21 protein-coding genes and 1 pseudogene are annotated in these 19096 nt (G+C 62.4%); 18 read left to right on the forward strand and 4 right to left on the reverse strand.

All coding sequences use genetic code 11. The features are described from left to right. The first annotated feature begins 81 nt into the window (after positions 1-81). Together CFR79_RS12490 and CFR79_RS12495 are read left to right on the forward strand one after the other, a co-directional pair. Positions 82-2163 (forward strand): ParB/RepB/Spo0J family partition protein, encoded by a 2082-nt coding sequence (locus CFR79_RS12490; RefSeq protein WP_110548126.1) that lies wholly within the window; start codon positions 82-84, stop codon positions 2161-2163. Between the two features lie 137 nt (positions 2164-2300). After that, positions 2301-3488: a DUF932 domain-containing protein gene (locus tag CFR79_RS12495; protein ID WP_110548107.1), complete on the forward strand. Its 1188-nt coding sequence runs from the start codon at positions 2301-2303 to the stop codon at positions 3486-3488. Between the two features lie 77 nt (positions 3489-3565). On the opposite strand, the gene CFR79_RS12500 is transcribed toward CFR79_RS12495, so the two are convergent. After that, complete coding sequence (locus CFR79_RS12500; RefSeq protein ID WP_007400755.1) at positions 3566-3841, reverse strand: HU family DNA-binding protein; 276 nt, start codon at positions 3839-3841, stop codon at positions 3566-3568. 89 nt (positions 3842-3930) lie between these two features. Between CFR79_RS12500 and CFR79_RS12505 the strand changes: the two genes are divergently transcribed. The 4 genes from CFR79_RS12505 to CFR79_RS15940 all read left to right on the forward strand — a co-directional run bounded on the left by CFR79_RS12505 (position 3931) and on the right by CFR79_RS15940 (position 7892). Further along, positions 3931-5010 carry a DUF7146 domain-containing protein gene (locus tag CFR79_RS12505; RefSeq protein ID WP_110548108.1) on the forward strand — a complete coding sequence of 360 codons (1080 nt, stop codon included), beginning with the start codon at positions 3931-3933 and terminating at the stop codon, positions 5008-5010. Between the two features lie 316 nt (positions 5011-5326). Continuing rightward, positions 5327-6262: a DUF2493 domain-containing protein gene (locus tag CFR79_RS12510; RefSeq protein ID WP_110548109.1), complete on the forward strand. Its 936-nt coding sequence runs from the start codon at positions 5327-5329 to the stop codon at positions 6260-6262. Between the two features lie 808 nt (positions 6263-7070). Continuing rightward, positions 7071-7394, forward strand: coding sequence for a DUF736 domain-containing protein (locus CFR79_RS12520; RefSeq protein WP_110548110.1), 324 nt, complete (start codon positions 7071-7073; stop codon positions 7392-7394). Positions 7395-7736: 342 nt separating this feature from the next. Continuing rightward, on the forward strand, positions 7737-7892 hold the full coding sequence (locus tag CFR79_RS15940) for a hypothetical protein (RefSeq protein ID WP_181417434.1): 156 nt from the start codon (positions 7737-7739) through the stop codon (positions 7890-7892). 27 nt (positions 7893-7919) lie between these two features. Here the strand turns inward: CFR79_RS15940 and CFR79_RS12530 are convergent, their stop codons facing one another. Next, complete coding sequence (locus tag CFR79_RS12530; protein ID WP_110548111.1) at positions 7920-8153, reverse strand: helix-turn-helix domain-containing protein; 234 nt, start codon at positions 8151-8153, stop codon at positions 7920-7922. Between the two features lie 270 nt (positions 8154-8423). Between CFR79_RS12530 and CFR79_RS16020 the strand changes: the two genes are divergently transcribed. The 10 genes from CFR79_RS16020 (at position 8424) to CFR79_RS12580 (ending at position 15846) form a co-directional block, all read left to right on the forward strand. Then, positions 8424-8630: a transcriptional regulator domain-containing protein gene (locus CFR79_RS16020; protein ID WP_110548127.1), complete on the forward strand. Its 207-nt coding sequence runs from the start codon at positions 8424-8426 to the stop codon at positions 8628-8630. Between the two features lie 58 nt (positions 8631-8688). Then, on the forward strand, positions 8689-9210 hold the full coding sequence (locus tag CFR79_RS12540; protein ID WP_258373587.1) for a DUF2285 domain-containing protein: 522 nt from the start codon (positions 8689-8691) through the stop codon (positions 9208-9210). 96 nt (positions 9211-9306) lie between these two features. Beyond that, a complete protein-coding gene (locus CFR79_RS12545; RefSeq protein WP_006560342.1) occupies positions 9307-9603 on the forward strand; it encodes a helix-turn-helix transcriptional regulator in 297 nt (98 codons plus the stop codon). Continuing rightward, positions 9600-10673, forward strand: a complete 1074-nt coding sequence (locus tag CFR79_RS12550) for a replication initiator protein A (RefSeq protein WP_110548113.1) — start codon at positions 9600-9602, stop codon at positions 10671-10673. The genes CFR79_RS12545 and CFR79_RS12550 overlap by 4 nt, the downstream gene beginning before the upstream one ends. Then, a complete protein-coding gene (locus tag CFR79_RS12555; protein WP_110548114.1) occupies positions 10670-11158 on the forward strand; it encodes a DUF2840 domain-containing protein in 489 nt (162 codons plus the stop codon). Before CFR79_RS12550 ends, CFR79_RS12555 begins: the two co-directional genes overlap by 4 nt. Then, positions 11155-11784, forward strand: coding sequence for a S26 family signal peptidase (locus tag CFR79_RS12560; RefSeq protein ID WP_110548115.1), 630 nt, complete (start codon positions 11155-11157; stop codon positions 11782-11784). The genes CFR79_RS12555 and CFR79_RS12560 overlap by 4 nt, the downstream gene beginning before the upstream one ends. 58 nt (positions 11785-11842) lie before the next feature. Next, on the forward strand, positions 11843-12184 hold the full coding sequence (locus CFR79_RS12565; protein WP_110548116.1) for a DUF736 domain-containing protein: 342 nt from the start codon (positions 11843-11845) through the stop codon (positions 12182-12184). Beyond that, positions 12181-12852, forward strand: coding sequence for a lytic transglycosylase domain-containing protein (locus tag CFR79_RS12570; protein ID WP_110548117.1), 672 nt, complete (start codon positions 12181-12183; stop codon positions 12850-12852). Before CFR79_RS12565 ends, CFR79_RS12570 begins: the two co-directional genes overlap by 4 nt. Positions 12853-13046: 194 nt before the next feature. Next, the gene (locus CFR79_RS12575) at positions 13047-14786 is read left to right on the forward strand and encodes a relaxase/mobilization nuclease domain-containing protein (RefSeq protein WP_110548118.1); all 1740 of its coding nucleotides are present in this window, start codon (positions 13047-13049) and stop codon (positions 14784-14786) included. Positions 14787-14868: 82 nt separating this feature from the next. Continuing rightward, positions 14869-15846 (forward strand): hypothetical protein, encoded by a 978-nt coding sequence (locus CFR79_RS12580; protein ID WP_110548119.1) that lies wholly within the window; start codon positions 14869-14871, stop codon positions 15844-15846. 54 nt (positions 15847-15900) lie between these two features. Here the strand turns inward: CFR79_RS12580 and CFR79_RS12585 are convergent, their stop codons facing one another. Continuing rightward, positions 15901-16212 carry a CcdB family protein gene (locus CFR79_RS12585; RefSeq protein WP_110548120.1) on the reverse strand — a complete coding sequence of 104 codons (312 nt, stop codon included), beginning with the start codon at positions 16210-16212 and terminating at the stop codon, positions 15901-15903. A 4-nt stretch (positions 16213-16216) separates the two neighbouring features. Then, positions 16217-16486, reverse strand: coding sequence for a type II toxin-antitoxin system CcdA family antitoxin (locus CFR79_RS12590; protein WP_110548121.1), 270 nt, complete (start codon positions 16484-16486; stop codon positions 16217-16219). A gap of 173 nt (positions 16487-16659) precedes the next feature. Between CFR79_RS12590 and CFR79_RS12595 the strand changes: the two are divergent. Further along, positions 16660-17592, forward strand: a pseudogene (locus tag CFR79_RS12595) (type IV secretory system conjugative DNA transfer family protein); the annotation flags it as partial. A gap of 112 nt (positions 17593-17704) precedes the next feature. After that, positions 17705-19096: IS21 family transposase (gene istA / locus CFR79_RS12600; protein WP_110548122.1), on the forward strand; the 1392-nt coding region annotated here is incomplete at its 3' end.

The raw sequence follows: 19096 nt of genomic DNA on the forward strand, positions 1-19096 counted from the left end.
TCAGAGGGCTGCGCGGATTTTCGTGACGGGTTGAGAGGATGGGAGAGAGTCTCCTGTCCGCCCGTCATGGAGTTTTTCGCCATGGCGACCGCTATTCCCAAAATTACCCTGAGTTCCTCTCGTGATATCCCGTTCAACCGGCTGGTCCTGTCCCAGTCCAACGTGCGGCGGGTAAAGTCCGGCCTGTCGATTGACGAACTGGCCCGCGATATCGAGCGTCGCGGGCTGCTGCAGAGCCTGAACGTCCGTCCTGTCCTTGATGGCGAAGGGGCCGAGACCGGCACTTACGAAGTCCCTGCTGGCGGACGGCGCTTCCGTGCCCTCGAACTGCTGGTGAAGCAGAAGAAACTGGTGAAGACCGCCCCGGTGCCCTGCGTCGTGCGCGAAGCCGGATCGACCATTCTCGCCGAGGATGATTCCCTGGCCGAAAACGTCCAGCGGCTGGCCCTGCATCCGCTGGACCAGTTTCGCGCCTTCCGAGACATGCTGGAAAAAGGCATGTCCGAGGAAGAAATCGCCGCCGCGTTCTTTGTCGCACCCACCGTAGTCAAACAGCGCCTGCGACTGATGACCGTGTCCGATAAGCTGCTTGAGATATACGAGCAGGATGGGATGCGGCTGGAACAGCTGATGGCCTTTTCCATCAGCGACGACCACGCTCGGCAGGAACAGGTCTGGGAGATCGTGGCCCAGAGCCATAACCGCGAACCCTATGTTATCCGCCGCATGCTGACGGAAAAAACCGTGCGGGCCTCGGACGCGCGCGCCCGTTTTGTGGGGCTGGACGTCTATATCGCGGCCGGTGGTCCTATCATGCGCGACCTGTTCGAGGCTGATGATGGTGGCTGGCTGCAGGATCCAGCTATTCTGGACCGGCTGGTCATGGAAAAATTGCACACAGCCGCCGAGGACATCCGTGCCGAAGGCTGGAAATGGGTCGAGACGGCCCTGTCGTTCCCATGGGGGCACACACGGCAGTTCGCGGAGATCGATGGCACCGAGATGCCGCTGTCCGATGAGGAGGCCGCTCGGCTCGATGCCCTGCGTGCCGAACGGGAAACCATTGAGGCTGAATACGCTCAGGCCGATGAATATCCGGACGAGGTGGATGCAAGGCTGGGCGAGATCGAACAGGCCATCCTTGCCCTGGAAGAACGGCCTCTGGCGTTCGATCCTGCCGACATGGCGCGGGCAGGGGCTTTCGTCAGCCTCGCCAGCGATGGCGCGCTGCAGGTGGAGCGGGGGTTCGTGCTGCCCAAGGACATGCCAGCCGAGCCGGATGAGACCAATGATGCGGACAGTGCTGATCAATACGATCATGCTGCGTATGATGGGCAGGATGATCGTCTTGCTGATTATGGCGGCGATGAAGGCGGAGTGGGCGATAGCATTGCACCTGACGTGGAATCCGAGGAAGAAGATGGGATTAAACCACTGCCTGACCGGCTTCTCACCGAACTGACGGCCTGGCGCACGCTGGCCCTGCGGGACGCGTTTGCCAGCAATCCGCACATCGCCCTGACCGAATTCCTGCACACGCTGGTACGTGATGTGTACTGGCAGACACCGGGGGCCGACTGCCTGGAAGCCTATGTCCGGGAAATCGCGCTGCAGGTTCATTCACCGGACATGCCGGGCAGCCTTCCGGCCCATGCGCTGCGCCAGCGCAACGAGGGCTGGAAGCACGATCTGCCGGAAAACGAGGATGCGCTGTGGCGCTGGATCGACGGGCTGGACGATGCCAGCCGCATGGCGCTGCTGGCCCATTGCCTGTCCTTCGGGGTTAACGCGCTTTATGAGCGCATGCCCGCCTATGGGGCGGTGTCGCAGCGCAGCGTGACCGAACGCCTCAAACGGGCAGACCGTCTGGCGTCGGCCCTCTGCCTCGATCTGGTCGAGGCGGGCTGGCAGCCGACCGTCGAGAATTATCTCGGTCGGGTGACCAAGGCCGGCATCCTGCAGGCGGTGCGGGAAGCACGCGGCGATGAAGCGGCCAACCGCATTGCGCATCTGAAAAAGCCCGACATGGCGCGTGAGGCCGAGCGGCTGCTGGATGGTTCGGGCTGGCTGCCCGAGGCGTTGCGAACGGTGGGTGGTGCGGAGCAAATGTTGGTTGAAATGACAACGGTGGGCGAGGACGTGGAGGCCATTGCCGCCGAATAGCATTATGGATTTCGGAATTGTGAGACAGCGGCTTCCGGTACCCGGAAGCCGCTTTTTTCATGTCCGGCGCCCCGGAAAGAGGGAGAGGTCGGCTTCGCCTTCTGTGCCGAATAACCGGCATCAGAGGAGAGTTTTCCATGACCACAACCACCATCCTGCCCCCTGCCTCCCGCGGCTTTAAGATTGATTCCTCCCGTGGCAGCCGCAGCGCCCGTGTATCGTCCGAATGGTTTTCCCGCCCCGATGACGAGCGCTACCTGTCCCTGTCAGACCTGCATGCCGCGACCCTGGCGCGGGCGGATCGGGCCACAGCCCGCACGGTGGAAAGCCGCGCCATCCGCGTGGAAGCATCCCGCGACAATGCCGAACGCCTGACCCTGACCGTGCCGGGACAGAATGAGCCGATCGCGCCCACACACTGGTCGTTCGGCCAGATGTGCAGCCTTGTCGGCGCGCCATCGTCCTATCTGCGCAACCTTCCAGCTCCCCTGGCAGCAATCAACCTGCAGCACGGGCTGCTGTCGCACCGCGCCGAACTGGTCAAAACGCTGGAGACGGAAGACGGGCGCGTCGAGCTGCGCGCCGTAACCGGTCCTGATTACGGCCGCATCTGGGACCATGAACTGGTGGGCGCGGTGCGCAAAATTGCTGGCGACGGTACGGGCGACACCAACTGGAAGGTGCCCGGTGTCATCGACTGGGCGACCATGACCCATAATCCGTATGTCGATATTACGAAGGAGACGACGACGCTGTATGCGTCAGATCGCGATGTCTTCCTGTTTCTTGTGAACGATACGCATCCGATTGAGGCTGGACGCCTGCCCAACGGCGACCCCGATCTCTATTTCCGGGGTTTCTATGCCTGGAATTCGGAAGTCGGTAGCAAGAGCCTCGGCATTGCGTCATTCTATCTACGCGGAGTGTGTCAGAACAGAATGCTCTGGGGCGTGGAAAATTTCGAACAGATCACGATCCGGCATAGCAAGTTTGCGGCCTCGCGTTTCGTGCATCAGGCCACGCCAGCGCTACGGAATTTCGCCACGGCCAGCCCGGCCTCGTTCGTCTCCGGCATTCAGGCCTCGCGCCAGACTCTCGTTGCAAAAACAGACGATGATCGTGAAAGTTTCCTGCGGCGACGTGGTTTTTCGAAACCGGAAACTAGCAGGATCATCGAAACCGTGCTGCATGAGGAAGGGCACAAGCCCGAGAGCGTGTTTGATTTCGTGCAGGGCATTACCGCTCTGGCGCGGACGAAGACCAACCAGGACACACGACTGGATCTGGAGGGCAGGGCGCGCAAGCTGATGGAGAAGGTCGGATGAACGCGCCCATCATCAGACGTCGGCGTGATGGGAAGGGGGCGGCGGACGAGGTCCGCCGCCTTTCACCTGTCGGCAGGTCAGTCGTTCAGGCTGTCCTTGAGCGCCTTGGCAGGCGTGAAGGCCAGCTTGCGCGAGGCCGCGATCTGGATGGTCGCACCCGTGGCCGGGTTGCGGCCTTCGCGGGCGGCGACTTCCCTGACCTTGAACTTGCCGAAGTTCGGCAGGGTGATTTCGTCACCCGCTTTGGCGGCAGCGGTCATCGCCTCGATCAGGGCGTCCAGCACCTTGCGGGTATCGGTCTTGCTCGTATCGGTGGTGGTGGCGATATGATCGACCAGATCGGCAATCTTCATGGGACTATCCTTTTGCATTCGGGCCTGTGCCCGTTGCCTCTGCCGTTACGGGGGAATCATGGCGGCATCAAGCCTGCAGGGAGGGGGCGATGACAGACGCGCACGCATGGGACGCTGGCGATCTGGCCCGCACGCTGGCTGAAAACGCCGAGGCGGTGTGTCGCCATTATCTCTCGGCCGGGCGCCGTCACGGCAATTACTGGCTGGTCGGCGATGTCCACAACACGCCGGGACGGTCGCTCTATGTCCGCCTGCATGGGGGACCGGACGGGCGCGGTCGTGCGGGCAAGTGGACGGACAGTGCGACAGGCCAGCATGGCGATCTGCTCGACATCATCCGCGAAAGCCACGGGCTGGTGGATTTCCGCGATGTCGCCGACGAGGCCTGTCGTTTCCTCACCCTGCCGCAGCCGGCACCACGACCGGCCTCTGATCGCGGTCGTTCCGATGCGTTCGGGCATGATGCTTCCCCGCAGGCGTCAGGGACCGCAGACGCCGCACGTCGGCTCTGGGCCATGTCCCGCCCGCTTGCGGGCACACAGGCGGAAAACTGGCTGCGCCATCGTGACCTTACCCGCCTGACGGACCTGTCCTCGCTGCGTTTCCACCCTGACTGCTATTATCGCGCCGATGCTGACAGCCCGACCGAGACCTGGCCAGCCATGATAGCGGCTGTCACCGATCTCGAAGGCCGCGTGACCGGCGTGCATCGCACCTGGCTGGCGCGGGATGGACGCGGCAAGGCGCCTGTCGAAATGCCTCGCCGGGCGATGGGCGACCTTCTCGGCCATGCCGTGCGCTTTGGCCCGGTGTCCGACGTTCTGGCGGCAGGCGAGGGGATCGAGACGGTGCTGTCGCTCCACGAAGTCATGCCCGATCTGCCGCTGGCCGCCTGCCTGTCCTCGGCGCATCTCGCCGCCATTATGTTTCCGCCCACGCTGCGCCGCCTTTACGTGCTGCGCGATGACGACCCGGCCGGAGATCATGCGGTAGCGACCCTGATGGCCCGGACGAAGGAGGCCGGGATCGAGTGCCTCGTGCTGTCACCACGTCTGGCGGATTTCAACGATGATCTGCGCTATCTCGGGCGCGGGGCGATGCGGGCGATCCTGCATCCCCAGCTTGCCCCGCAGGACGTGGCGCGGTTTCTGCATCCGGTCACGCACTGAGGCGGGCCGGGAAGGGGGGGAGGGTCTTCTTCTTTCCGGTGTGGCGCGGGGCTGTCCTGTTTCCGGATGGGGCGCGCCCACGGCCTTTTCTGGAGGGGAGCGGGCGTCAGCCAGGCCGGGCCTGCAATGGCGGAGCCGGCTATTTTCCGTCGCGCCCCTGTGGGGCGCTTTACATCGCGAAGCAAAATAGCCGTCTCCCTGCCATCCTCCACTGCGTTCCGGCCGCGCACTGCGCGGTTCCAGCCCGGCCTTCGTCTGCCGCTGTCCGCCCCCGGAAAGGCCGCGAGGGGCGCGGCCGAGACCGGAGGACAGACCCATGACCCGCACACAGGACGATTTCGAACCCGCACACGCCACCTCTTCCACCGCCCATGTGCTGGCCGAACTCCAGCTTTATGGCCACCGTCCCTTCGAGGACGAGCTGGATCCGAGGCCCTTGCCCGACGCCAGCCAGATCGAGGGCGCGGTGGCCGATATCTTCGACGCCCTGTCAGCCACACTGACCGACACGCGGCTGGAACCCGATCTCGAACCGCTGCTCTGGTCCACCGTCAATGTCTTTCATCGCATGGTCGGGCAGGTGGAACGAGATCTCGACCGCAACGAGGCGGCACAGAAGCGCAGCCAGCAGGAACAGGATGGCAGCGAGATCCGTTCGGTGGAACTGGAGCGTCTCATCGCCGAGGGCCTGACCCTGCTGGAGCGACGCAGGGCCTACGAGATCTTCCGCGACCTCGCCTGCGACCAGTTTGAACGTCTGACCATGTCCCCCTGGCGACCGCGTTCCGGATCGCTGGTCAGCCGCAGCACTCTGACGGCGTCGATGATCGACAGCCGTGATTTTCTCAACGCCCGCCGCAAGGTCGAAACCGAACTGCTTGTGCCTCCCGGACCAAAGGTCGCGGTGACCGGTGGCCTCGATTACGAGGATCATCACCTGATCTGGAGCCGCCTCGACAAGGTGCGCGAGAAGCACCCCGATATGGTGCTGCTGCACGGAGGCTCACCCAAGGGGGCGGAATTCATCGCCTCCCGCTGGGCCGATCATCGCGAGGTCGCGCAGATCGCCTTCAAACCCGACTGGAACCGGCACGGCAAGGCCGCCCCGTTCCGGCGCAACGACGCCCTGCTGAAAGTCCTGCCGGTCGGGGTCATGGTGTTTCCGGGTTCGGGTATTCAGGACAATCTGGCCGACAAGGCCAGGCAGATGGGCATCCCGGTCTGGCGGTTCCGCAAGGACAGTGGCGCGTAAGCGCCATTGTCTCTTTCCACCTTATCCCGAAAACGATGAGTGCTACTCCCGACTTTTCGCGTAGCATCGATCGATCAGAACTGTCCGTCGGGCTCCCCGTTGCCCGCGCTACCGGTTGAAGCAAACGGGATTGATCGCGCCCCGGAAGGCCCCACCCGGAGAGATCGGGTGCGGAGGGTGACCTCTTTCCCCGTTCCGGCTGAGGGGACGATGGATGAGGGAGGCGATGGCACCCTTCCTCGTCGGTGAACAGGTCGAAACAGCCATGGCGAAGGAGGGATCGTCCAGCGGGCAACCGGCTGGCCAGCCTTCGTTGGAACGACGGGTCCATAAGATGCAGACCGAACCGTTCGCAGCAGGGACACGGCAGTTGGGGGCGGGTGTCAGGCCGCGATCCGCGCCACCAGCAGGGAAGACGGTCGCACCGGGCGAGCGCGATATCCTTCTGTGTCGCACGTTCCCCACCTCTTGGACCGGCCATGCCGGCATCGTATCCCCATGGGGCTGGCGGGTCCGCACACCATGGCCTCTGTCGGATGGCTGATCTAGCCGAAGACCGGCTGCGCCTCGATCGGCTGGCCGCAACGGCGTTCCAGAACTTTCTTCCCCTGACGGACCCCCACCCCATGCGGCAGGCCGCATGAGGACCCCGAGGGCGCCGTCATTCCTCGCGAGCCAAGAAAGTTCCGGCCCTGCCGTCCTCCGCTGCGCTGCGGCCCTGCGGGGTGCTCTGCCGCTCGCCTCCGGCTGGTCGATCGCCATCGAGGCCACGGTGGTCGCGGCCCGATAACAGCATGGAGATACGACAATGGCTAACATCGGTTCCTTCAAGAAGGTGGGCGAAGGCTTCGAAGGCGAAATCGTCACCCTGGCCCTGCAGGCCCGCAACGTCCGCCTGGTGGTTGAAACCAGCCGGGCCAACGACAACGCCCCCAACTACCGCGTTTACCTCGGACGGGTTGAACTCGGCGCTGCATGGACCCGCCGCTCCAGCGAAGGCCGCACCTATCTGAGCCTGAAGCTGGATGATCCCTCCTTCGCCGCCCCGATCTTCGCCAACCTGTTCACCGACGAGGAAGGGGAGGGCTACTCCCTCATCTGGACCCGGCCCCGCAGCCGGAACGGGGACTGAACCTCCCACACCCAACCCCGCCTGGTCTCACCGGGCGGGGCCTTCCGGGGCTTCTTTTCCCACGTGCTCTTCCGGGCGCGGGCGGCAGCGCTGGTCGCCCGACGTGGAAGGCAGGAGGAACAGAGGCTTTCCCTCAGTCTTCCCATTGTACCATGCGCGAGGGCGAACCGCGTCAAGGACGCGTGGTCCCCCCAATTTTGCCCGGCGCACCCGTGCCGGGCGCACCGAACAAAATCGGCTCCCCCACGCGCCGGCGAGCCGGTCGCCTGCGGCGATCCCTGACCCGGCCCGCCCCGGCATGAGCCGTCCGTCCTGTCTTCGAGAAACGAAAGGAACAGGACGATGACCACGCGACACGACCAGATCCAGATGCTGCGCGCCGAACTGACCAGCTTTCACCTCAGCCGCCGCGAGCGGCAGCAGATCGAGCGCGAACTCAAAGAGGTGCTTGCCCGGCAGGGTAACGTCGAAGCAGACAGGCCGACACCGCCCCATTGAGGGCGGATAGGGCAGAGTCAAGAATCCCTATTTCTGATCGTCTGCCGGAAGATGATTTTCATCCAGTAATGCTGCCGGTCGCACGCCCAGTGCCTGTGACGCATGCCATAGCGAGAGAAGCGTCACGTTCTGGCGTCCGGTCTCGATCCAGCTGATATAGGCGCGGTCGACACCCATCCGTTCCGCCAGAGCCTCCTGACTGAGACCGGCGGCGCGTCGCAGGCGCCTCACGTTCGCGCCGAAAAGTCCTCGGATGTCCATCCGCAGGATAGGAACGATTTGTGTATTATCGCGCTACGTATTATAATACACGGAACGCTCAACGCCTTTCCGTGTGATGCGTCACGGGCATCACGTGATGTCGCGCAAACAGACGTTTCCGGCCCGTCTGGCGTCAATATCCCCCGATATAGAAATAATTCCGAGCCCACAGGATATTTTCGGGATCACCTCCCTGAGTCTTCGGGACTACCCGTTCCGGCTCTGCACCGGATACTGGGTCGAATCCGTGACATATTGGGGGAGGGGGGCGTGCCGACAATCCGGCCGTGGGATACCGCACCCCTTCGTCGCGCCTTCGCCGGGCTCGATCCTGCCGGTCTCGCTCAGGAATGGCTGCGGCATAATCCGGCCTATCGACACGATCATGCAGCAATAATTCGGATGGGCAAGGTTGACGCCGAGGCATGGCGCGCTTTTGCTCGTCGCTGGGGGTTGCGTTTTCCCTGTCGACCCTGATCTCCCCGCCTGGCTCGCCCCCGCGTTCTGGGATCCGGACATCGCGCCGGAGGTGGCCGTGCGTGGTGATGGGGGTGACATTCTGTCCCGCCTCGCGCCATACGCGCGGGCACGACATGATGCTCCGGATGGCATCCATCTCGTGCTGGATAGCGCAGCAGGCCCGCTGCGCCTTGTCATTGTCGTCGATCGACAGCTCGATGCGCCGGGAACCTGGTTCATCATCGACGACGGACATCTCACGACCCGTCTGGCCTGCGTTGCGCGCTTCGGCCGCCTGCTTGCCGGCCAGACGCCAGGACCTCTTCCCACTACGCTGCGCCTGAGTCCCCAGCAGAAACTGCGCCAGATCCGCATGCTCTGCATCGCCGAAGGCCGGCGCATGGGGGTGGCGGTCCGACGGATCGCGGCCGGCATCTACGGTGAGCATATCCTGCGCCTGTCCCGCAATGAATGGCGTGCCAGTTCATGGCACCGCGCCTTCTACCGCGATCTCGACAGTGCCGGGTTTTATCTGAACGGCGGCCACATCGCCCTCCTTCAGGGGCTGAAGCAGGGGGGTGACAGTCTGGCGGCCTGAACTTTGTCATCCCTCCCCACAGCCCTTTCTCCGGCAGCGTCCTCCCATGAGCCGCGACAGTCCGCACGCGGCCCGATCCAACGGGAGGAAGACCCCATGCGTGTCCAGCCGACACTGCCTCCGCGCTATCTGCGCACCCCGGACGCGGCCAATTTCGTTGGCCTGTCCATTCGCACCCTCGAAAAACACCGGAGTTGCGGCACCGGTCCGCTCTACCGCCAGCTTGGAGGCCGGATCGTCTATGCCGTCGAAGACCTGTGCGCCTGGGCCGACCTTAACGTCCGGCTTTCCACCGGAGACGGTGGCGGCATCCCGATGCCGTCCGATCCCCGCGCCTATATCATCCGCCTGCAGGCCAGGGCTCGCAAGGCGCAGCGGAGCGCCGGACGATGATGCCGGCCTCTGACAACTGGCGCCAGCCCGACCGCCGCTTCATGGTCACGGGGGCGGCACGGCCCCGCGACATTCGCGACCTGATGGGGCATCCGTTTTTCGCATTGGGAAAAACGCCACGCCTCACCCCGATCGATTACCAGGCGCGACATATCGCGGTCATGGTTCGGGCTGAAAATGCCGGTGGTATAGCGACCGTCTGGGACGTCGATGTTCTGATCTGGCTGACCGGGCAGATCGTCGATGCGCTGAACCATGGACTGTGGGTGTCACGCCATGTGCGCTTCACACCATGGCGTCTGTTTCAGGATCTGGGCTGGGCAACGGGCGCGCATGAGTATGATCGCCTCCACGGCGCGCTCGCGCGTCTGTCGGCGACAACAGTCATAACGAACATCCGCCAGGGCACTGACTGGAGGGAAAGACCGTTCACCTGGATCAGTGATGTCCGGATATCCCGTGATGATGGCGTGGCCCTGACGCTGCCGGACTGGCTGATGGAAGCCGCCTGCGATCGCTCACGCGTGCTGAGCGTTGATCCTGCTTATTTCTGCCTTCGTGGCGGTCTGGAGCGGTGGCTTTACCGCCTGGCGCGTCGGCATGCCGGGCGGCAGAAAAATGGATGGCGCTTCGATCTGGCGGAACTGCACGCACGCTCAGGCAGCCTGACTCGGCGTCGCGATTTCATCGCGAAAATCCGTGCCATTGTCGTCAGCCAGATCATCCCCGGTTATGCGTTTCGCGTCATTTCTGGCGGAAAACTGGGGATTTTGTGCGCTGTTCCAACGAGTCAATCCACCGAGGGTGTGGATAACGATGTGAAACATGTCGTTGAATCAACGGCGCATCATATCGTGGGAGCGGCGGCGGATTTATCGTGGGATCATTGGCGGAAATCGGCGCAACCTGTTGTTTTCAAAGGCGGAATCAGCCCCGTAACTTATATAACTAATATAATAACTTATTATGTAGGGGATTTTGGTTTTTTCGCCCCTCTTCCGGCAGCCCGATCGGGGCATGGAAAAGAGGCTCGGGAAGCGATCGCGGATCGCCTGGTCGGTGTCCCATGACCGCGCGTTCTTTCCGGCCGGACGACGCTGTCCTCACCACGGTCGAACTGACCTGGATCGAGAAGCGCATCGAGCACTGGATCAGGTTCGGACATCCCGTCGAGGATCGCATTCTCGACCGTCGGCGCCGACTGATGAGCTTCACGCCCGACAGCGTCTTCGCCTTCATCCGGTGGGCCGCGAACGATTTCGGGACCGTCGTGTCCTGCATCGACATCGTGCGCGCCGTGGGGGCTCAGGAAGCCTGCCAGACGGTGCCCTTTGTGCGCCCCGGCGGCGAGAGCCTGCTGCGCCAGAGCGGCTGGCCAAAGGTGCATCGGGTGCTGGAGGCCATTGACGGCGTGGAGGCGCTGGGAATTGATCCTGCGGCCGCCTGTCCCGATCACTGGCGCCACCTGCATCACCGCCTCACGGCAGCGCAGGAGCCGCGTCCCTATACGCGCGAACGTCATGAGGCGTGGCTGCGCAGGGGAGCGGTATCATGACCCGGCGCGGCTGGTTTTTTACCACGTATTTCGCCGTGCTCGGCGTGGGCGCTTCGCTGGCGTTTCATCCCGCGCCGCGCTGGGTCTGGAATGAAACGGCCAGCGTTCCTGTCGGGCTGTATCGCATCCAGTCAACGGTTCCGGTTCGCGTCGGCGACATCGTCGCGCTCCGCCTTCCCGAGCGCGAGGCGACACTGCTGGCGACGCGCGGTTACCTGCCGTTCGGTGTGCCTCTGCTCAAGCCTGTGGCAGCGCTGGCGGGGCAGAGTGTCTGCCGCAACGGCACCCACGTCACCATCGACGGCAAACCTGTCGGTGACGCAAAATCTGTCGATCATCGGGGCCGCAAGCTGCCGGTCTGGCAGGGCTGCCAACGTCTCGGTTCGGGGCAGGTGTTCGTCATGAATGCCGCCGTGCCGACCAGTCTGGACGGGCGGTATTTCGGTGTCCTGTCGATGGACAGAGTCATTGGTCGCGCCGTGCCGGTGCATGTGCGCACAGGCGAGGCGGAGCAGACGTCCCCGCATTTCGATCCCCTCCCGGATCTGCGCGATCCGGTGCTGGAGCGGCCGTTTCTGCCGCCGCCTGTCATGCCCGTGAAGCAGAGCGAACCGCCGATCGAATGACGATCGTAACGCACACGAATTTTCCATCACCTCCGCCATTCTCGAAAGGATTTTTCCCTTGAGCCAGATCGGATATTTTACCCGCACGTCGGATGGTTTTGCCGGACGCGTGCGCACCCTGTCGCTGGATGCCGAACTGACCTTCGTGCCCGCGGAAAACAATGGCGCGGAGCATGCGCCGGATTATCGTATCCATCTTGGTGATGGAGACGCTGGGCCGGAGATTGGGGCAGGGTGGACCCGCACCGGGGAGCGTGCTGGCGAGTATATTTCCATCGTGCTGGATGACCCCAGTTTCATGCAGCCGGTCCGGGCCACGCTGTTTCAGGCCGGACGCGGTGGGCGTGAGTGGCAACTGGTGTGGAATCGCCCCGCAAAACCTGCGGGAGGGAGGGAATGAAGTGCCGGTTTTTCCTTCCCGGCAGCATGCTGGCTGTGCTCGCGCTGACGCTCTCGCCAGCCATCGCCTGCGCGCAGGATTGGGACGATCTGGCGCGGCAGGCGGCGGAACGGAACGCGATCCCCGCGATGTGGGTGCGGGCGGTCCTTCGGGCTGAAAGTGCTGGCGATCCCCACGCGGTTTCGGGCGCCGGTGCCATGGGCCTGATGCAGCTCATGCCTGGCACGTGGAAGGATGTCAGGCGCACGCTCAATCTCGGTTCCGATCCCTTCGATCCGCACGATAATATCGCGGCAGGGGCTGCCTATCTGCGATGGTTGCACGACCGCTATGGTGATGCGGGTTTTCTCGCTGCTTACAATGCCGGTCCCGGTCGTTACAACGAGCATCTCGCGACCGGTCGGCCGTTGCCCGCCGAGACGATTTCCTACGTGGAATTCGTCACAGGGCTGATGAAAAACCGATCGTCTGACCATCATCTGCCCGATTCCTTTTTGTCCTTTCCGGCTCGCTCCTGGGTGACGGCCGCGCTCTTCGTTTCTGGCTATCCCGATGCGTTTCGAGCATCCACTGCACGTCATGTCGCTGCTCCCCACAACCTCTTCGCAGGGCATGCCGGGGAGAGGTCTGACATGGTCCCGTTGAGGGGATCGGATCAGGTCCAGTGAGGCGTGAAAACCCCGGAAAGCCAACAGACAAAGGGAGGGCTGGATAAAAGGCCGCACATCGCGGCTCGGTCGGGGTGGCTGTTTTCCGGGGTTTTTGAGGTCTTGTCGCGAGGTGCGTGGATTTTCCGAACCTCGCGACACGGTGTCATCTCATTGATCCGACGCGATCTTTCGCGCGGTGCGGGGCATTTTTCATGAACGGGGATGAAGAATTCCGGGTCCGGCCGGGGCGCATCCGCTCCACCCGCGCCCGGCAGGCGCGGCCCTTCGTGACGCAGGTGCTGGCGTCCGTGCAGCGGGCCGGTGGCAGGGTATCTCGCGCGGGGAAAATCACCACTGGCCGCCGCTCCAGTTTCGGGCGCGGGAGGGCCGCCGCCCATGCCGCCAATCGCCTGTTGACCAGCCGTTCGCGTGGCGTCGTGATCAAGGCCCGCGTCGTGCGGCATGCCCCGCGCGCGACGCCTCTGGCGGCGCATCTTCGCTATCTTCGCCGGGAGGGGGTAACGCGGGATGGTGACGATGCCCGTCTGTTCGGCAAGGACAGCGACCACATCCGCGCTTCGGATTTCGCCGAACGATGCGATGGGGACCGCCACCATTTCCGTTTCATCGTCTCCCCAGAGGACGCACCGGCTATGTCGGACCTGCGGGCCTTCGCGCGGGACCTGATGGGGCAGATGGAATCCGACCTCGGCACGAAACTCGACTGGGTTGCCGTCGATCACTGGAACACCGCACACCCCCATCTGCATGTCATCGTCCGGGGTGTCGCGGAAGATGGCAACGACCTGGTGATCGCGCGCGATTACATCCGCGAGGGGATGCGCGCCCGTGCGCAGGATCTGGTGACGCTGGAACTCGGGCCACGCACGGATCACGACATCCATCAGGCAGTCGAGCGGCAGGTGAATGCCGACCGCTGGACCCAGCTTGACCGGCAGCTTCAGAGGGACGCGGGAGAGGATGGCGTCATCGACCTCGGACGCGTGTCAGGGGAACAGCCGGACGCCTTCGCGACGGTGAAGCTGGGTCGCCTGCGCCGCCTAGAAACCATGGCGCTGGCGCACCAGGTCGGGCCGGATCGCTGGCGGATGGACGAGAGTGCGGAAGCGACCTTGCGGGAGATCAGTGAACGCAACGACATCATCAAACGGATCCATCGGGGACTGGCGGAACAGAAGATCGATCGCGCCGCGTCCTCCTGGGTGCTGGCGGGTGAGGACACCACCGATCCCGTCATCGGTCGGCTGGTCGATCGTGGCCTTGATGACGAACTGCGTGGCACGGCTTATGCCGTCATCGATGGAATTGACGGTCGCACGCATCATGTCCGTCTGCCGGACCTTGAAGCCGCTGGTGACGGGGCTGTTGGTTCCATCGTCGAACTGCGGCGTTTCACCGACAAACAGGGACGTGATCGTGTCGCGCTGGCCGTCCGTTCGGACTTCCCGCTGGAACGGCAGGTGACGGCGGAGGGCGCGACCTGGCTCGATCGGCAGGTGATCGCGCGGGAGCCTCTTGCCCTCGCGTCTACAGGGTTCGGTGCCGAGATCAAAGAGGCGATGGAAAAGCGGACGGATCATCTGGTGGAGCAGGGGCTGGCCAGCCGCGACGGCGGAGGTATCCGTTATGCGCGGAACCTGATCGCCACGCTGCGCGAGCGGGAGCTGGACGCGCTGGGTCGGAGCCTCGCCATGAAGTCGGGGATGCCGTTCCGGCGGAGCGGGGAAGGCGATCCCGTCACCGGCACCTACCGCCAGCGTTTCAATCTGGCGTCGGGTAGGTTCGCCATGATCGACGATGGGTTGGGCTTCGAGTTGGTGCCATGGTCGCCGTCGTTGGAAAAGCAGCGAGGAAGGGAGGTGTCAGGAATCATGCGCGGCGATGGGGGGATCGATTGGTCGTTTGTGCGGAGACGGACGTTGGGGCTGTAAGTTTGGAAAGTTACGACTTCGATGATATTCTGGCACTAAATATGATAACATATAGAACTATTTTGCAAACATGAGGCTATCCATGGAAATTAAATCGGAAAAGCAGCTTAATCCCATATCGGATGAAGTTCTTTCAAAAACATCAATAATACAGCCAATATTGAAGGGGTTGCTGTACTCTTTAAAACAAGATGTGGTTTCTGAGGTCGGTGGATATGACGCTGTAAAAATAAAGATGTTACCCCGTTTATATCGGCCGGGAGACGGGGATGTAGGGATATGTTTTGAGTATGCGATCCATGAGGCGCTAAATAATGGTAGCGGAAGTATGCAAGAAAGAATTTCAGATGTTCTAAAATTATGTAAAATAAAAAACGGAAGTCCTCGTTCTATTTTATTTGGTATTGAGAAGACTGGATCAATACAATTAATAAATACAGCCGATAATATTCTAACGTCCGATTCCCGAGCACTTACCGGGTTGATGGGTCAGCCGCCGAAATTAAAGCCACGTTTAAACCTGTTGGCAGCAGCGTTCCGGAGGCCCAGTACGCGTCCCGCCCTTCCGTCATCTATACGAGGGCTCTGGAAAGCAGATCTGTTCGTAGGATCAGAAGCAACACAGCAATGGATTGGTGCGACGGTAAAAATAAATCCTAGCCAATTGGAGGGTGCTGCGGGATTGCGAGTAGGTATTATCCCAACGAGACAAGGGCAAAGTGACAAAGTTAGGAAAGATGAAAAGAGGAACCTGATAATCTGCCCAGTTCATCACGATGCTGATTTTATGCAAATGTTTTATGAATCCTGGCGTTGTATTCAAGCATTTATATTTGCTGATGCGAAAGTTCCAAAAGAAGTTTCTCTTCCCTCTCCTGTTGACCGAGAAATATGCCGTCTACTGGAAGAGCGTAGGGAATTTCCCGTTATCGAAGTTATAGAAGCAATAAAACCATTCGGGCAGCCGGAATTGTTGTCGACGGAATCACAGTCAGTTCCAGTTGAAACAGTACGTGGAGAAATTGAGACGCAGTTAATAATCGCTCCAATAAGTAATTGATAAATACTATCGTGCCATATTTCTATGTGAATGTGGCACGGAAGTTGCGGCCCTTCATGCCCTGCTGACCAATTCGTCCAGCGCCCTGATGATCGCATCCTGATCGCGTTCGGCCAGGACGCCGACGGCGGTTCCAAGCCGCGCGGCGGGGACGGTCGCCAGGTCGAACGGGTTGGCGAAGACGTCTTCTCCCTCGACATGCAGATGCGGCGTCAGCGGATGGTCGGGTGGCGCACTGCCCGATCGCCTGACGAGCGGCATGACCGCGCGGCCCACGCTGCGCTCCAGTCGGCTGCTCTGGATCTGCACGACGAACGGGATGTCCCGGTTACGGCCGGGATTTCGGTAAATCGCGAATTGCGGCATCGGATCAGAGCGTCGAGAATTCGTCGCTCAGGAAGCCATGCCGCGCGTGCAGTTCGTTCACCGCGTCGATCACGTCGTCGAGCTTACGCTGTTCGTCCTCGCGTTGCTGGCGTGCGGATTGCAGGTAGTCGCCCAGCAGGGTCTCGACCGTGGCCGAAAGATTCGGCGTCACTTCCCGGACCTGCGCCAGCAGATCGGTGTTGAGCGACAGATTGACCGGGCGGCGAGGCGCGCTCCGGTCATAGGAAACGCCGAGGCTGGTGCGGCTGGGCATGATCCGACTCCTTATGCGCATGTCGTACGCATGAGATGAGGATGCCGACGCCAGGCCGCAACACGCAAGTATTTTTTCGCTCCAGCCCGCTCTGGTACGACGGCTACCGGATCATGCTTGCACGCCAGAAAATGCCGGTTCTTCGCTGTCTCCCATGACAAGGGGAGAGATCGATGGATCAGCCGGGAACACGCATCCAGTGGGGCCAGGCCATGCTGGTGTTGTCCATGATTGTGCTGTCCTGGTGGTCGGCGACACAATGGACAGCCTGGGAACTGGCGTTCCAGCCCGAACTCGGCCGCCCATGGTTCACAATCCTGCATCGCTGGCCGGTCTATGCTCCGCCGCTGTTTTTCTGGTGGTGGTACGAGTTCGATGCCTACGCCCCGGCGGTGTTCGCCCGTGGGGCGTGGATCGCGGGTTCCGGCGGGGTGCTGGCTTTTGCTGCGGCGGTCGCGCTGTCCGTCCATCGTGCCCGCGAGGCGAAGCGGGCCGCGACCTATGGCTCCGCCCGCTGGGCCGAAGACACGGAAATCCGTGCGGCGGGGCTGCTGGGCGAGGATGGCGTCGTGCTGGGCAAATACCGCCGGGCCTATCTTCGGCATGACGGTCCCGAGCATGTCCTGATCTTCGCGCCGACGCGCACCGGCAAAGGCGTGGGCATGGTGATCCCCACGCTCCTGACCTGGCCGGGTTCAGCCATCATCCACGACATCAAGGGCGAGAACTGGCAGATCACCGCCGGTTTTCGTAATCGTTTCGGGCGGGTGCTGCTGTTCGATCCCACCAATCCGGCCTCCTCGGCCTACAACCCGCTGCTGGAGGTGCGACGCGGAGCGTCGGAGGTCCGCGACGTGCAGAACATCGCCGACATCCTGGTCGATCCCGAGGGCTCGCTGGAGCGGCGCAACCATTGGGAGAAGACGTCCCATGCCCTGCTGGTCGGGGCGATCCTGCATGTGCTCTATGCCGAGGATGACAAGACCCTTGCCGGGGTGGCGAAATTCCTCTCCGATCCGAAGCGGTCGATCGAGGCGACCCTGTCCGCCATGATACGCACGAACCATCTGGACGGGAAGGGGCCACACCCCGTCGTGGCGTCTGCCTGTTGATTTTCACTGAGAACTGACCCGGGTAGGGCGGAAATTTTCATCGAGATTTGACCCATGCCTTCACACTCCCCGGCAGCATCTGCTGGGGGTTTGAGGAGTGATTGACATGGAGCTTCTGAGTGTGATCCGTCGGTGGCACTGCCGGGATCATCTTCCGATCCGCGAGATCGAACGCCGGACGGGACTGTCACGCAATACGATCCGGAAATATCTCCGGGCACAGAGTATTGAACCGCGGTTCCAGGTACCCGAACGTCCCAGCCGACTGGACCCGTTTGCTGACAGGCTGAGGGGATGGCTGGTCCTGGAAGCCGCCCGATCCCGCAAGAACCGGCGCACGGCGCGACGACTGCATGAAGACCTTGTGGCGCTGGGTTATGATGGGTCCTACGGACGGGTGGCCGCTTTCATCCGGCAGTGGAAACACGAACAGCGCCAGGCACGCCAGACAACGGGTCGGGGTGTTTTCGTGCCCCTGTGCTTCCAGCCCGGGGAAGCCTTCCAGTTCGACTGGGGCGAGGACTGGGCGGTGATTGCCGGGCATCGCGTCAAGCTGCAGGTTGCCCACACCAAACTGTCCTTCAGCCGGGCCTTCATACTCAGGGCCTATCCCCTGCAGACCCACGAGATGCTTTTCGATGCGCTTACCGAGGCCTTCCGCGTGCTCGGTGGCGTGCCGCGGCGGGGTATTTTTGACAACATGAAGACCGCCGTGGACCGGATTGGGTCAGGCAAGGCACGTCAGGTCAATCTGCGCTTCATGGCCCTGGCCAGCCATTATCTGTTCGAGGCGACCTTCTGCAATCCGGCAGCCGGATGGGAGAAAGGGCAGATCGAGAAGACCGTGCAGGATGCCCGGCGCCAGATCTGGCAGGATCTGCCTGCCTTTCCTGATCTGGGGGCGCTGAACGCCTGGCTGGAAGCCCGCTGCCTGGACTGTTGGGAACGGCTGCAGCATGCTGAATTGCCGCACAGCGTCTCCGAGGTCCATGCCAGCGAACGTCCCTACCTCATGATCCCAGGGCGTCCCTTTGACGGGTTTGTCGAACAGACCAAGCGCGTCTCACCAACCTGCCTGATCCAGTTCGAAGGCAACCGCTACAGCGTGCCGGCCTCCTTTGCCAATCGTCCGGTCAGCCTGCGGGTTTATCCCGACAAGCTGCGCATTATCGCCGAAGGGCAGGTTCTGTGCGTGCATGACCGGATCATCACGCGTTCGCATGGTGTGCCAGGCCGCACGGTGTATGACTGGCGGCATTATCTGGCGGTGATCCAGCGCAAACCGGGCGCCCTGCGCAATGGCGCGCCGTTTACCGAATTGCCAGCCGCCTTCCGGACCCTGCAGGACCAACTGCTCAGGCGGCCTGGAGGCGACCGGGAAATGGCTGAAATACTGGCTCTTGTGCTGCAGCATGATGAGCAGGCTGTCCTCTGCGCAGTTGAACTGGCTCTTGAAGACGGCGTGGCGACCAAGACCCATGTTCTCAATACGCTTCAT

Source organism: Komagataeibacter saccharivorans, assembly GCF_003207825.1.
In the GTDB taxonomy this organism is placed as follows: Bacteria; Pseudomonadota; Alphaproteobacteria; order Acetobacterales; family Acetobacteraceae; genus Komagataeibacter; species Komagataeibacter saccharivorans.